This window comes from Eubacterium sp. AF34-35BH, from assembly GCF_003477765.1.
Taxonomy (GTDB): Bacteria; Bacillota; Clostridia; order Lachnospirales; family Lachnospiraceae; genus Eubacterium_G.
The window spans coordinates 55,253-70,545 of record NZ_QUDZ01000009.1 but is presented as its reverse complement, the minus strand read 5'-3'; the positions used below and the strand labels follow the sequence as shown (position 1 = coordinate 70,545).

18 protein-coding genes and 1 riboswitch are annotated in these 15,293 nt (G+C 33.1%); all 18 genes read left to right on the top strand.

Annotation, left to right across the window (positions count from 1 at the left end):
• Window positions 1–140 precede the first annotated feature (140 nt).
• Complete coding sequence (locus tag DWZ69_RS10255; protein ID WP_118000385.1) at window positions 141–785, top strand: GDSL-type esterase/lipase family protein; 645 nt, start codon at window positions 141–143, stop codon at window positions 783–785.
• Between the two features lie 55 nt (window positions 786–840).
• Window positions 841–913, top strand: a riboswitch (Fluoride riboswitch).
• Window positions 914–971: 58 nt separating this feature from the next.
• Entirely contained in the window at window positions 972–2,198 is a 1,227-nt protein-coding gene (locus DWZ69_RS10250; RefSeq protein ID WP_118436943.1) for a chloride channel protein, read from the top strand.
• Window positions 2,199–2,272: 74 nt separating this feature from the next.
• Complete coding sequence (locus DWZ69_RS12100; RefSeq protein WP_118000389.1) at window positions 2,273–2,482, top strand: hypothetical protein; 210 nt, start codon at window positions 2,273–2,275, stop codon at window positions 2,480–2,482.
• Between the two features lie 338 nt (window positions 2,483–2,820).
• A complete protein-coding gene (locus tag DWZ69_RS12095; RefSeq protein ID WP_158561118.1) occupies window positions 2,821–2,997 on the top strand; it encodes a hypothetical protein in 177 nt (58 codons plus the stop codon).
• Window positions 2,951–3,400 (top strand): hypothetical protein, encoded by a 450-nt coding sequence (locus tag DWZ69_RS10240; protein WP_118000391.1) that lies wholly within the window; start codon window positions 2,951–2,953, stop codon window positions 3,398–3,400. Before DWZ69_RS12095 ends, DWZ69_RS10240 begins: the two co-directional genes overlap by 47 nt.
• A gap of 49 nt (window positions 3,401–3,449) precedes the next feature.
• On the top strand, window positions 3,450–4,745 hold the full coding sequence (locus DWZ69_RS10235; protein WP_158573383.1) for a leucine-rich repeat domain-containing protein: 1,296 nt from the start codon (window positions 3,450–3,452) through the stop codon (window positions 4,743–4,745).
• 120 nt (window positions 4,746–4,865) lie between these two features.
• Window positions 4,866–5,930 carry an FAD:protein FMN transferase gene (locus DWZ69_RS10230; RefSeq protein ID WP_118436939.1) on the top strand — a complete coding sequence of 355 codons (1,065 nt, stop codon included), beginning with the start codon at window positions 4,866–4,868 and terminating at the stop codon, window positions 5,928–5,930.
• Between the two features lie 147 nt (window positions 5,931–6,077).
• Window positions 6,078–6,344, top strand: a complete 267-nt coding sequence (locus DWZ69_RS10225) for a 4Fe-4S binding protein (protein WP_118436937.1) — start codon at window positions 6,078–6,080, stop codon at window positions 6,342–6,344.
• 44 nt (window positions 6,345–6,388) lie between these two features.
• Complete coding sequence (locus tag DWZ69_RS12345; protein ID WP_022165394.1) at window positions 6,389–6,520, top strand: hypothetical protein; 132 nt, start codon at window positions 6,389–6,391, stop codon at window positions 6,518–6,520.
• A gap of 24 nt (window positions 6,521–6,544) precedes the next feature.
• Window positions 6,545–6,940 carry a NusG domain II-containing protein gene (locus DWZ69_RS10220; protein ID WP_118000400.1) on the top strand — a complete coding sequence of 132 codons (396 nt, stop codon included), beginning with the start codon at window positions 6,545–6,547 and terminating at the stop codon, window positions 6,938–6,940.
• A gap of 163 nt (window positions 6,941–7,103) precedes the next feature.
• On the top strand, window positions 7,104–7,589 hold the full coding sequence (locus tag DWZ69_RS10215) for a Gx transporter family protein (RefSeq protein WP_118000402.1): 486 nt from the start codon (window positions 7,104–7,106) through the stop codon (window positions 7,587–7,589).
• A gap of 64 nt (window positions 7,590–7,653) precedes the next feature.
• Entirely contained in the window at window positions 7,654–7,800 is a 147-nt protein-coding gene (locus tag DWZ69_RS10210; protein ID WP_118000404.1) for a penicillin-binding Tp47 domain A-containing protein, read from the top strand.
• Window positions 7,749–8,375, top strand: coding sequence for a hypothetical protein (locus tag DWZ69_RS10205; RefSeq protein WP_118436935.1), 627 nt, complete (start codon window positions 7,749–7,751; stop codon window positions 8,373–8,375). The genes DWZ69_RS10210 and DWZ69_RS10205 overlap by 52 nt, the downstream gene beginning before the upstream one ends.
• A gap of 71 nt (window positions 8,376–8,446) precedes the next feature.
• Window positions 8,447–9,625 (top strand): WYL domain-containing protein, encoded by a 1,179-nt coding sequence (locus tag DWZ69_RS10200; protein WP_158561119.1) that lies wholly within the window; start codon window positions 8,447–8,449, stop codon window positions 9,623–9,625.
• A complete protein-coding gene (locus DWZ69_RS10195) occupies window positions 9,625–10,536 on the top strand; it encodes a WYL domain-containing protein (protein ID WP_118000412.1) in 912 nt (303 codons plus the stop codon). The genes DWZ69_RS10200 and DWZ69_RS10195 overlap by 1 nt, the downstream gene beginning before the upstream one ends.
• Window positions 10,537–10,694: 158 nt before the next feature.
• Complete coding sequence (locus DWZ69_RS10190; RefSeq protein ID WP_118000414.1) at window positions 10,695–11,906, top strand: RtcB family protein; 1,212 nt, start codon at window positions 10,695–10,697, stop codon at window positions 11,904–11,906.
• Window positions 11,907–11,926: 20 nt separating this feature from the next.
• Entirely contained in the window at window positions 11,927–13,129 is a 1,203-nt protein-coding gene (locus tag DWZ69_RS10185; RefSeq protein WP_118436933.1) for an HD domain-containing protein, read from the top strand.
• 230 nt (window positions 13,130–13,359) lie between these two features.
• Window positions 13,360–15,293: family 16 glycosylhydrolase (locus DWZ69_RS10180; RefSeq protein WP_147364280.1), on the top strand; the 1,934-nt coding region annotated here is incomplete at its 3' end.

Here is a 15,293-nt window from a genome sequence, read left to right as displayed (position 1 = left end):
ATGAAAAAAATGCAATAGCCTCATAAAAGTGTGAAAACTATGGCAAAATATGCTCATAAAAGTGTAAAAATGTTAAGAAATATCCTCATAAAAATGTAAAATTGTGTATAATGATATGAGAAATTGAAAGGAATATAGTTATGATAAACGGAGAACAAATGGTAAAAGTAGAAAAGTATCGTGTACTTAATACAATGGTAAAAGAAGGACAGATTTTATTTACTGGTTCTTCTCTAATGGAACAATTTCCAATTAATGAATTACAAATGGATTTTGGAATTAAGGAAATTATTTACAATAGAGGGATTGGCGGATTTACAACTGCTGATATGCTTCAATGTATGGATGAGCAAATTTTTGGAGTCAAACCTTCCAAGATTTTTATAAATATTGGAACTAATGATATTAGTGATCCTAATACAGATTTTGACATTCTTTTAAAAGAAATGTTGAAAAATTATGAAGAAATATTAGGTCAGATAAAAGATAAATTACCAAAGACATCTGTGTATACAATGGCTTTTTATCCAGTAAATAGTGTTGATATGCTTCCGGATTGCCCTTTTGAGCAAACTGTTTTTTATCATAGAAATAATGAAACGGTGCCAGTAGCTAATGAAGAGGTGAAGAAATTAGCACAGAGAATGGGATGTTATTATATTGATGTGAATCAGGGGTTAACGGACCGTAGAGGAATGTTAAAGAAAGAATACACTATGGACGGAATACATATGTATGCCAATGCATATAAAATTATTTTAGATAATATGAAAAAGTATTTGTAATAAACTTAAATTGACACATACCTTTATATATGCTATCTTTTTCATAGTTAAAAAATTAAATAAAGGGAATGAGGTTCTCCCTTGATTTTATCAAAACCGCTAGTAAAGCTGATGACTTCTGTGTAACAATGCACAGGTGAATCAGCTTTTTTTATGTAATATAAATTCCACATAAGGAGACAACAAATGAACAAACAACAAATATACGAAAAAGCAATTCTAACGATCAAATATATTATCCTTTCAATTATAATCGGTGTTGTTGTGGGAATAGTAGACACAGTTTTTGGAAGAGGCTTAATTGCAATATCTGATTTCAGAACAGCCAATTACAAATATCTTATTCCGTTTTTACCGGTAGCAGGACTTTTAATTACATGGCTGTACCTACGTTTTAGCAAATTAAGTTTAAAAGGTATGACACTTGTATTTGAAGTTGGGCAGGAGAAAAGGGATTCAATACCACTTGCGCTAGTACCACTGGTTATGGTTGGAACATGGATAACACATCTTTTTGGAGGTAGTGCCGGCAGGGAAGGTGTAGCTGTTCAGATAGGGGCAACACTTTCACATTATTTGGGCCGAAAAATGAAAACACCAGACAACAGCAAAGTTATGCTAATAACAGGTATGGCAGCAGGTTTTGGTGGCTTGTTTCAAACTCCTTTGGCGGCGACTTTTTTTGCTATGGAAGTAATTGTTGCAGGTTATATGGATTATCAGGCATTGCTACCTGCAATAATCGGAGCCTTTGTAGCTTCATATACGTCCCACTTTCTTGGACTTGAAAAATTTGCTGTAGAACTAAAAGGAACGGTTGATTTTTCAAATATTAAAATTGTGGTAGCAGTTATAATTTTAGGATTAGCATTTGGAATTGTAGGAAGATTGTTTTCAAAGTTACTTCAAGTGCAAAAAAAAATTATGGCAGAAAAATTTATAAATCCGTACATAAGAATTGGTGTTGTTTCAATACCATTGGCAATAGTGTTGATTTTCCTTTGGCAGGGAAGATACAGCGGACTTGGAACTAACTTGATTTCCAGCGTTTTTTCAGGTGGAGAGGTTTATGGCATTGACTGGATTTTGAAACTGTTACTAACAGTGCTTACTTTATCAATTGGTTTTCAGGGCGGTGAAGTAACACCACTGTTTTCAATAGGGGCAACTTTAGGAGCAGTTCTCGGACAACTTTTAGGCATATCACCAATATTATGTGGAGCGCTAGGTTATGCAGCAGTATTTGGAAGTGCTACAAATACATTGATTGCGCCAATAATGCTTGGAATAGAAGTGTTTGGTGGAAGTAACATGTCATTGTTTGTGGTGGTGTGCAGTATTGCATACATTGTTAATGGAAATAAATCAATTTACGGTGCACAGGAAAAAAGTAGTAATTTACAAATAAAATAAGTTTTATTAGGCAGATAAATGTGTTAGTCTAGTTATAAAGGTACGTTACTAAAAAATATGACAGGAATAATATATTGACAGAAAATACAAAAGGAGAAAAAGTACAATATCTAATATTTACAATGCTATTAGCAGTATTGGTAATTGGCTTTGCAGGCACAGCAAAAGCTGAGAATTGGTACGACGGCTGGCATGAATCAAGTTCAAGATTACAAAAGATGAAAACGGAGGGCTTATATATACTGAAGAACCATTGCACCGGGAACATCAACTATTACAGGTAAGATAGGAGACAAAGAATATAGCTTCAAGGTAATCGTAAAACCTTACATGGGTGCAAAAATGAGTTCGGTTAAAGCAGTGGATTATAAGTCTGTTAAGGTTACATGGCAAAAAGCAAATGCGGCAACAGTTGGAACCCATACATTTAAGCAATAGGCAGGAAAATCTTACATATATAAAATAAAATATGTATTTCCTGAATATTCAGTGGATTCAAAGGAACGTTCATGTTTAAACTTTGCAAGTATGATTATTGGGGTGGTGTTTACTGTGCACCGGATGGAAACTTCTATGTAGCAGTTGGTTATTCTAATGACAAACAAAAACAGTAATTAAAGTTTTGAAATATTCATCATCATGGAAACTTCAAAAAACATGTAGCATTACAGGTGATGCCTGGAATGTGTTTGGCGGAATAGTGACGCCTTTTACATCAGGTAATGTAAGAATGGATATGCGTGGAAACTACTTTGGACAACATTATTACTGTTGGAACATCAGTCACACAGAACTATAAAGTTGCCGGTGTAACAGGAAATAGTGGAAAATATAAAAAGAATGTATTTATGACAATTACAGACAAAAATACATTAAAATCTAAAATAAAATGGCTTACTACTTACAATCCTAAGAAGTCAAAAATAACAGTACGAGAAGTAAGAACTGTTAAACTTTCAGATGATGCCATTGTAATTATGTACACTACTGTAAAGAAATCAAAATCAACATTACATTACATTGTAGTAAATAATCAGGGTAATGTAATTTGCAAAAAGACTTATAAAAACATGGAATTTACAGCAAGTTCACAGCCAAAATTATACAATGGAGCAATTAACTGGGTAGATATGAATTTAGTTTACAAAAAAGTAAAGTGGCATGGCAGACCACAAAACCGTCAACAAGCAGATACATTATAAAGTCGGCTTGAAAGTTTTTAGTTTTAGCGGAAATTTAATAGGAGGGCGTATGGGTATTTTTAGTAGTAAACAGGAACTTGAAAGAAACATAAAGGAGCTTAACAAAAAAGTTGAAGCTTTAAGCGGTGAGAAAGAGGCTCAAATTAATGAGATAAAAAAATTAAAAATGGATGTTGCAGTTTTAACAAATGCCAACAAAGAATATGAGAAAAAATACGTTAATACAAATTTGGAATGCTCATTTTGTTATACAACATTGCAGAAAAATTTTGTATATTGTCCTAAATGTGGTAAGAAAATTGAGAGAAAGATTCAGGTAGAAATTGAAAACAAAAATCATAATATGTTTGAGATTGAAAATGACAAGGACGGTGTGTTGATAACACAATACAATGGCTTTTCAGACAAAAAAATAGTTATTCCGTCAAAAATAAATGGTCAAACGGTAATAGGTATTTGGAATAATGTTTTTGAAAAATGTACTAATTTAGAGGAAGTAGTGTTTCAGGAAGGCTGCAAATATATAGGAAAGGATGTTTTTACTAATTGTAGTAATTTGCAAAAAGTCACTCTTCCCAAAAGTTTGCTAGAAATAGGAGATGGAGCTTTTTCTAAAACAAAAATTATAGAGATAGCGATTCCACCAAATGTGAAAGTAATAGGAGACTGTGCTTTTTCATATACACCTTTAGAAAATATTATTTTACCTGATAACTTAAAGTGCATTACAGCAGATATGTTATCTAACACTGAACTTGAAAAAATAACAATACCGGAAAGTGTTGTGCATATTGAGTATGGAGCCTTTGAGGATTCTAAGTTAAAAGAAATTGAGCTTCCGCAGAATTTATACTCAATAGGTAGATTTGCATTTGATATACCGTCGCTGAAAAAAATTATTATTCATTCAAATGTGGAGATTATGGAAGAAAATATTTTTGGTAAACAGTATGGTGAAAAAACAATTGATTTGACAATATGTTGCCCTGCTGGCTCAAAGGCACAGTTATATGCAAGGAAATATAGGTGCAATTGTTGCGAAATTCCAAAAAGCTTAACAGCAAATAAGGAAATTTGTGCAAGGGGACTTTGGGTAAAATTTGTATTATTAAAAGAAACAATTGATTTAAATGTGTTGTGTAAAAAATTATCAATTAATAAAGGGGAAACCTGGTCATGGAAAACAAGTTCAAGTTCTGTTGAAATTAACAAAGTTATGAGTATGGATGAGGCTGAAAGACTAAAGAAAAATTTTGAATGGTACATCAATGCATATCAGAAGGAATTATTTATGGGTGGTGTAGCTATAAAAGATAATCTTGTGGAAATACTGGAGTATTGGTAACCATAACATCCCACAAATTACCAACACGACAATTATTGACAATATAAAATCATTGTGCTAGACCATGCAAGTTAGCACAAACTAACACAAGTAAGCGAAGAATAATAAAGAGGCATTTATATGAAAAAATTATTAGCAATTCTTTTAGCATCGATGTTACTTGTATGTGGATGCAGTAAAAATAATATATCAGAAAATCATGCAGGAGGAGTATCGGCTGATTCCAAATCAGAGGAACAAAAAATTACAGCGGATCTTTTTGCAATGGACACATACATGCAGGTGACAGCTTACGGAAAAAATGCAAACAAGGCAGTAGAACAGGCAAAAAAAAGAATAAATCAGCTAGACAGCATGCTTTCTACAGGCAAGAAGGAAAGTGAAGTCAGCAAGTTAAACAGTGAAAAAACTTTAACACTTTCAGAGGATGTAGGAAACATTGTGGAACGTTCTTTGGAAATCTACAAAAGTACAAAGGGTGTTTTTAATCCGGCAATTTATCCTGTAATGCAGGCTTGGGGATTTGATACAAAAAAATATAAAGTTCCATCAAAGGAAAATTTGCAGGCAACTTTAAAAAATACAGATGCTTCAAAAATCAAATATAATAAGTCTTCAAGAGTCGCAACATTTGAAAATAAAAAAATGGAAATTGACTTTGGAGGAATTGCAAAAGGTTACACATCGGCAGCAGTTATGAAGATTTTTAAGGACTGCGGTGTGACAAGTGGTCTGGTTAGTCTTGGTGGTAATGTTCAGGCATTAGGTAGCAAGGTTGATGGCAGCAGTTGGAAAGTGGCAATTCAAAATCCTGACAGCGAGGAAAACTATCTTGGAGTGCTTAATATAAGGAACAAAGCAGTTATTACATCAGGTGGCTATGAACGTTATTTCGAAAAAAACGGAAAAGTTTATCACCATATAATTGATCCGGCAACTGGCTATCCGGCAAATGCAGGTCTTAAATCAGTGACAATTGTTAGTGAGGATGGAACACTTGCAGACGGTTTGTCAACATCACTATTTATTATGGGACTTGAGAAAGCCGAGAATTATTGGAGAGAAAACAGTGATAAGTTCGATGTGATTTTCTTAACAGACGATAACAAACAGTACGTTACGGAAGGAATTTACAAAGATTACTCATCTGATAATAAAGTAATAAAAATTACTAAGGATAAGTAATAAAAGTAAATAAAATTAAAAAAGACGAATGTTATAAAACTTTGTAAAAAGATAATCAGAAACTAAGCAGATAAAAATAATTTGTAAATATAAACAGGACTGAAAAATTACAAAAGGCAAAATAGAAAACAAGGTGGAAACATACAAATGAAGAAGATAAACAAAAGGAAAATTCAAAAATATATCAGAATGATAATTCTGCTAATATTCTTCACAATTATGCTATCAATTTACACCACAGCCTTTTCAGGTGTTAAGTACATTTTCACCCAAATTGGAAATGGACAGCAGGTGGAATTAACATCTTTTGTTACAATATTAATTGTGTTATGCTTATACACGATAGTTTTTGGCAGATTCTTTTGTGGCTTTGCATATGCTTTTGGCAGTTTAGGCGACTACCTTCAGGAATAGAACTACCAAATAGTGGTGAGAACATTCAATCAGGAGAATGTTTTATGTGTCAAAAATGTATGAATATATGCCCAAAACAAAATGTTAAAACATCTACAATAAAAGGAAATGGCATTGGTTTTATTTTAATAAGAGCAGCCATTCTTATAATCATAATGAAGTGGGCTGGTATTTAAGATTGGTAAACTAGGAGCATTTTAATGAAGAAAAAAGATATTATTCTGGTGATTGTTGTTCTTTTAATAGCCGGAGTTTCGTATAGCATGATGCATTTTATGAGGTCGGGCGAAGGTCATTTGGCACAGGTATCAGTTGATGGCAAAGTGCAGGGGACTTATTCATTAGATAAAGATAGAACAATAGAAATTAAATCTTCAGAAGGAAAGAACATTCTTATCATTAAAGAAGGAAAGGTGGAGATGAAAGAGGCAGATTGTCCTGATAAGTATTGTGTTAAGCAGGGCAAAATCAAAAATGTTGGTGAGACAATAGTGTGTCTGCCACATAAAGTTGTGGTTGAAATAGAAAAGACAAGTAAAGGCACAGATTCTAATGACAATATGAAAAATGATGAAATAGATGCAGTAGTGAAATAGCTAAGCTATAAAGCATAAACAATAGTTAAATAGTTAAGATGTTAAAACATAAACAATAGTTAAATAACTAAAATGATAAAACACATACAGAAGCAAAAGGACTAAATTTTGCGAAAATTTGTAAGGTTGGAAAAGTAATTTAATATTTCAGGAAGGAGTTAATATGGATGCAAAAAGAATAGCAAATATGGCAATGCTGGTAGCGTTAGCAATAATTTTTAGCTATGTAGAATTTATGATTCCTATTAATCTTGGTATTCCCGGAATAAAATTAGGGTTGGCAAATTTAGTAATTGTAATAGCTTTGTACACACTCAAACTAAGTGATGTGTGGATTATTTCAATCCTAAGAATACTGATAATCGGCTTTATGTTTGGAAGTGGTATGTCGATTATTTATAGTTTGGCAGGGGCTATTGTAAGCTTAATCGTAATGATGCTTGTGAAAAAAATTAATGGTTTCAGCATCATGGGAGTTAGCATGATAGGAGCAGTATGCCACAATCTTGGACAGATTGCGGTAGCAATGATAGTCGTAGAAACTACAAGTATTTTGTATTATGTACCGGCTCTTTTGGTTGCCGGTTTAATCACAGGTGCAATAATAGGTATAATTTCAAAAAGAGTATTAGTTGCCATAAAAAAGTAAAACAAATTTTTTTACCCTAAAGATTAGATGAAACTAATAAAAATAAGTCAAAACAAACAAATATGTGTATGCAGGACTTACATGGCAGGAATGTTGGGCAAGTGAAGGTGTATATGAAGCAGGAAACGTACAGTCTTCAGAGGCAGAAGACAGTAGAGGTTGCAACAACAAACACTTGAATACAATGGAACAGAAAAAAAGGATGAGGTAATAGAACTAAAACTGTCAGATGCATTTGCTCATCCTGAGGATAAGGGAGAGTTTGAATGGACTGCTAAAGTGATAAATATAAATACGGGAAATAATAATAGTTTGATTTCAAAGTGTAAAGTCCTAAAGGAATATGTTATACTAACAAGTAGGATGAGAGAGTATATCAGTAAGTATTCCGGTAAGGATTTCAGTGACGAGGAAGCAGTGAAAATGGCTGTGGATGAATGTATAAATGAAGATGTGTTGCGAGAATTTCTGCTGGAAAATAAGGCGGAGGTGGTTAAAATGTTCTTGACAGAGTATAACGAAAAGCAGACATTGGAAAACACGTATAACGATGGCGTTGAAGTTGGTAAAGAAAAGGGGATAGAAATTGGCAAAGCTCAGGGCATTGAATTTGGAGAACGCAGAAAGCTTATTGAAATGGTATATAAGAAAATCAAAAGAGGAAAAACTGTAGAAGAAATAGCAGACGATTTGGAAGAAGATATAGAAGTAATTAATCCTATTTTTAATGAAATAGAGAAGGTAGGGTTAGATAAAAGTTTGGAAGAAATAATCGAAAACAGTTAAGGTTAATGTAATGAAAGGACAGTATGGCTTATTCGGAGTTAATTAAGAATTTTTCTAAAATAAGAGATTACATGAAGGAATTTTATATATATGGTTTTAAGACGCGAGAAGAATTCGATGAAAAAAGTGCAAGAAGCTATGACAATGAAAGACGACGTATAGAAAGCTATTTAGGAGAATATGTTTGTTTCAGACAAACTCAAGCAGGAAAAAATGTGTATATATCCATGGACGGAACGGAAAATACACACAATCCACTGTATAAGGCTTTTAAATCAAAAAGTTTTACTGATAAGGACATAACATTACATTTTATAATTTTAGATATTTTAGCTGATGGTAATTATTATACGTTAAAAGAGTTACTGACAAGTATAGATAATGATTACCTATATAATTTTCAGGAGCCAATGTGTTTTGATGAATCTACTTTAAGAAAGAAATTAAAGGAATACATTCAATTAGGAATTATAGAATCAAAAAAAGAAGGCCGTCAGGTTTTATATAAAATTGTAGAAGATGAGTTAGATATATCTGAATATAAAGAGGCAATTAGATTTTTTTCAGAAGAAAACATGCTGGGTGTTGTGGGAAGTTATTTAGAAGACAAAATGGAGCAGGAGAAAGAATATCTGGCTTTTAAAAATCACTACATAATGAATGCTTATGATACGGAAATAATTGAAAAGATACTTCGGGGGATTTATGAGAGAAGACAATTAATGATTGCAAATCAATCAAGAAGAAATAAAGTTATGTCAGAATGGAAAGTGGTTCCATTAAAGTTGTATGTAAGTACGCAAGGAGGAAGGAATTACTTGATATGTTCAAATATGTATGGAAAGCAAATGTCTTTTAGAATCGATTATATTAAAAGTGTGCAATTAGGCGAAATAATTGAAAATTATGATTCGTATTTAAGAGATTATCAAAACAGAGTAAAACATATGTGGGGTGTTGTTTGTGACAAGGGCAAAAACTATGAACATATAGAAATAGATATAAATGTTGAGCAGGGAGAGGACTATATTGTTAAGCGTCTCAGTAGAGAAAAGAGATGTGGAAAAATAGAAAAAATTGATGATAACACATATAGATTTACTGCAGATGTATACGATTCGAATGAAATGATTACGTGGATAAGAACTTTTATAGGAAGAATAAAAAAGATAAAGTGCGATAATCCTGAGGTAGTAAATCAGTTGAAATTTGATATTGTGAAAATGGCAAAGTGGTATGAGGTGATGTGATGATTTTTAATGAAGTATACGGTTGCTACTATAATGCAGTTTCAAAAATAATAGAAAACGCAATAGATGGAGAGTTAACTGACAGAAAATTAAATGATTTATCAAAGCAGTATGCTTTCGAAGAAAGCAATCTTACCATAGTTCCTTCAATAAAAAATCAACAATGGCAATTAATAGACGAGAACATGAAGACACCAATCTTGAATAAACCAAGGATGCCGCTAACAATGATTGAAAAGCGCTGGTTAAAAACAATATCAAATGACTCTAAATTCAAATTATTTAATGAAAATACAGAGAAAATGGATAATATTGAACCATTATATAATCCGGATGACATTGTTTATTTTGACAGATATACAGATGGTGATGATTTCGAGAATCCCGTTTATATTGAAGAATTTAGAAATATTGTTTATGCAATTGAAAATCAATTAATGGTAAAGGTTAAATATAAAACCAGAAAAAATGCTATTCGAAAACGAAAATATTGTCCAATAAAAATAGAATATTCGGATAAAGATGACAAGTTTAGAGTTATATGTGGTCAAAACGAATATATTAGTACATTGAATATAGATAGAATAGTTGAACTGGAAGTATTAGATGAGCATTTTAATTCCAGTGAAAAAATTTGTAAAAAAGAAAAGAATCAGTTGATTCTTGAAATCATTGATGAGAGAAATGCTCTTGAAAGGGTGATGATGAAATTTGCCTGCTATAAAAAACAAGTAGAAAGAGTAGATGATGAAAAATATTTAATGACTATGGATTACAACGAAGAAGATGAAACGGATATTTTAATTCAGATTATGAATTTTGGAAGTTTGGTTAATATTAAAAGTCCGTCAGAGTTAAAAAGTGAAATGAAAAATAGGTTAAAAAAGCAAATCGAAATGCTTAATTGGTAGTTCGCAACTTTTTTTCCAAGATTATTTTTCCCAAAATCTGTATATTATCAAGTGTAAAGATGCTAACAGCAAAGACAATTGGTAATATACAGATTTTCTTATTTTGAGCATCTTGCAGATAGTAAATAGATACATACAGCAAAAGGGAAGGTGAGAATATGTTTGAAATAAAAGGAAAAGTGGCAACTGCCATATGTTATGCATCGGTAGTAGAGGATATGGCAATTGATCAGATAAGAAGAATGTGTGATTATGATTTTACGGAAGGTTCAAAAGTTAGAATTATGCCTGATGTACATGCAGGAAAAGGATGTACGATTGGAACAACCATGACTATAAAAGATAAGGCAGTTCCAAATGTAGTAGGTGTAGACATTGGCTGTGGAATGTACACTGTTAATTTAGGAAAGGGAGAACTTGACTTAAAGAAATTAGATGAGATTTGTCATTATATCCCATCAGGTAAAGAAGTATGGGAAGGCAAAAAGGAAAAGTTTAATTTAGAAGAATTATATTGCTTTAGAGAGTTGAAAGATACAAGAAGACTTGTAAGAAGTATAGGAACCCTTGGTGGTGGAAACCATTTTATAGAGGTTGATAAATCTGCTGATGGAACTAAATACTTGGTAATACATTCAGGAAGTAGAAATCTGGGAAAACAGGTTGCGGAAATTTATCAGAAATTAGCCATGGATTTGGACAGGGGAATTGGAGAATATTTAGATAAACGGGAAGAAATAATTAGAACGTACAAAGAGCAGGGAAGAAGAAAAGAGATACAACAGGCGCTTGCCAAGTTGAAATGGGATAGAGAGAACAAAGAGACTACTATACCGGAAGATTTATGCTATTTATCAGGAAAATATTTAGACAGATATTTACATGATGTAGAAATTTGTCAGAGATTTGCAAGAAGAAATCGTGAAAAAATGGCAGAAATTATTTTGGAGAAAATGAATTTGACGGCAATGGATACTCCCTTTCATACAATTCATAACTATATTGATACAGAGGAAATGATTTTAAGAAAAGGAGCAATTGCAGCACACAAAGGTGAAAAAATTCTTATACCTATTAACATGAGAGACGGAAGTGTTTTAGCGTATGGTAAGGGGAATCCTGACTGGAATTATTCAGCACCACATGGAGCAGGCAGGATAATGTCAAGAACAATGGCGAAAAATACATTGAGCATAGATGAGTACAAAGACGCAATGAAGGATATTTATACTACATCAATAAATGAGTATACTTTAGATGAAGCACCTATGGCATATAAGGCAATTGATGATATAATAGATGATATTGCAGATGCCGTAGACATAATTGAGGTTATCAAACCAATTTATAATTTTAAGGCATCGGATTAATCAAAAATCATGGAGGACCTATGCCAAAATACAACGACTTATCAAAAGAATTACAGGAAAAAATAGAACAGGACCGAGCTAATCACGTGGTAAATCCATACGCTTTTCGCAATGAGGATGCTCTTCGTAGAAAGATGGACTGGGATAAAAACAAACTTCTAAGACCGGCGTTTGTACGTGACTGTGAGAAAATCCTACATCTACCAATGTATAATCGTTATGCTGACAAAACACAGGTATTTTCATTATACAGAAATGATGATATTTCAAGGCGTTCCAGTCATGTGCAGTTGGTATCAAGAATAGCCAGAAACATTGGTGGGTTGCTGGGGCTGAATACGGATTTAATAGAAGCTATTTCATTAGGACATGACATTGGTCACACACCATTTGGTCATGCAGGAGAGCACAAACTAAATGAATTATACAATGGAAACACCGGAAGATATTTTAATCACAATGTTCATAGCGTAAGAGTTCTTGATCAGATTTTTAATCTGAATCTTAGTATGGAAACGTTGGACGGAATACTATGCCACAATGGTGAGATGGAGCTGGAAAAATACAAGCCGATTGCGTATAGAGATTTTGATATTTACGATAAGAAAGTTGAAGAGTGTTATGTAAATAAAGAGGCTAACACCAAGTTAATACCGGCGACCCTAGAGGCATGTGTCATGAGAATTTCAGATATTATTGCATACCTTGGAAAAGACAGACAGGACGCTCAGGAGTTGGGACTTTTTGAGACATCGCCAAAATACTACGAAGGTAAAATCGGAACTACCAATTCCGAGATTATTAACAACATGATTGTAAATATTGTGGAAAATAGTTATGGCAAAGACTACCTGAAAATGGATGAAGATTTCTTTGAAGCTTTTTCACAGGGAAAGAGAGAAAACTATTCTTTAATTTATGGTAATTCAAAAGTTAAAAAGGTTTACGAAGAAGAAATCAATCCGATGATGGAAGAAATCTACGAGAAGCTTTTGAAGGATGCAAAGGCTCATAATAAGAATTCGGTATTGTATAAACATCACATTAATTACATTAATGATAGAGCAAAATATTATACAAATGAAGATTATGATGAAAACGAGGCAAATGAAAAGGTAGTTGATTATATTGCAAGCATGACAGATGACTACTTTGTAGACTTATACAAATACCTGTTTCCAAAGGGGAAACATCATGTAAAATACATTGGATATTTTGAATAAAAAATATGAAATTTAAAAGAATACTAAAAATGGTTTTATGAAAGAATAATGCTGCTCAGGTGTTCTTTTTTTAAAATGGTGGCTAAATTTTAGGTCCTATTGTTGAAAAAATGGGGGTATGTTAGTATAGACCGCAGACGAATAAAATTGTTCTTATTCATTTTTGACCGAATAGATTAACAGAGGAAGGAGCGCATAATACTTAGTAGAAAATATTATGTAAAAGCATTATGTTTAAGAAAATTATAGCTATAGCTACAAGCGTTACAATGTTATTTTCAGGAATAGCATTTAGCCCGGCAAAAAAGGTAAACGCGGCAGTACATTCATCACAGGGAAGCGAGACATGGAAGTTAGTATGGAATGATGAATTCAATCAAACTGTTGGAGGCGCACCTGACCAGTCAGTATGGTCTTACGATATAGGAGTAGGAAATGGTGGCTGGGGAAATGCAGAACGTCAGTATTATACAAACAGCACAAATAATGTATATATTGCAGATGTGTCAGGTGATTCAAGTTCTTCAGATGGAAGGGCACTGGCAATTAAGGCAATCAAGTCTGGAGATAGTATAACATCAGGTAGATTAAAATCATTAAATAAACAATATTTAAGATATGGAAGAATAGAAGCAAAAATCAGAACAGAAAACGGAATGCAGTCAGGTGTGTGGCCTGCATTTTGGATGATGGGAAATGATATCGAAAGTGGAGCACCATGGCCATATTGTGGTGAGATAGATATTATGGAACACAGAAATGCAGAGCAGAATGTTATTGGAACACTACATTATAATAGTGGAAAAGGTACATCAGCAGGTTACGCTCACCAATGGATTGGTAGTGAAATCAATGGTCAATATGGTTATATTGGCGATATGAATCAGTGGCATAAATATGCTGTTGAATGGTACGAAGACGTTATCAAGTTTTTTGTAGATGACACTTGCTTTGAAACACTTAACATATCAAGTGATGAAATGGAAGAATTCCAAAAAGATCATTTTATTCTTTTAAATTTAGCAATTGGTAGTAAAAATTCACCATTTACACTTGGACAAACAATCAGCGATAGTTTCACAGATGCAACAATGTATGTGGATTATGTTCGTGTATATCAGGGAACAGACAGCTCATTTAGAAGAGCAAAGTCAACTGAAGGTGTGACAAATCCTGAGCTAACAACTAGAGGTGATGGAATGACAGTATGTCAAAACAGTAGAGTTGTTCTTGGAGATTGGGGCTACAATATTTGGGATGGAACTTATGCCAAGTATTCAGGTGGCGAAAGTTTAGATAATTTTAAAATAAAAATCATTGATAACAAGAAGCAAAATTGGGGAATACAAGCATTTGTAAAAGATATTTCAGTAACGAAAGGTAAAAAGTATAATGTTAGTGTAGATGTGGATTCTGACGGAGTAACTCCGGCTATTCTGATGAAAGAAGATGGTAGCCAAACAGAGTTGTTTAATCAGGGACTTATTGCAGGAAAAAATGTTTTACATGGAACTTTTACGGCAAACTCTGACACTATGAAATTAGTATTTAACTTACAAAACGTTGATTCAGGAACAACATTGAATTTCTCAAATGTAACAGTAACTGAGGTTTCAGATGGACAGGATACAAGTAAAGAAACATCTCAGGTAACATCAACGTCCAAAGAAAATCAGACAACAGGTGGTACTGTAACTCCTTCTAATTTAACAGAAATTAAAGGTGGAGCAGAAAATACATATTACTATGATAAAGATTCAATGGAGAATATTAAAGAAGTAGTAAATATTCAGCAGGCAGGAAATGCTACAGAACCTGGTATTTATGTGAACGTTCCGGCAGGTATCAGCGATGTTAAGGTAAACGGTGTAGCATTGGATGCAACCGCTATTCAGGGTGCAGGCACATGGATTTATTTGTCAAAGCTTACAAAAAGGACAAATAACGTTGAAATAACATATGCAGGTGGCGTTGCAAAAATCACAATTACAAATAAGTCAATGCCTGAAGGTAGTGATGTAACAACAACATCACAGCAAACAACTACAACAAAGCAGCAGGAAGCAACAACATCACAGCAGACAACAACTAGCAAACAGGAAGTAACGACAACAAAACAGCAGACAACAACTAGCAAACAGGAAGTAACGACAACAAAACAACA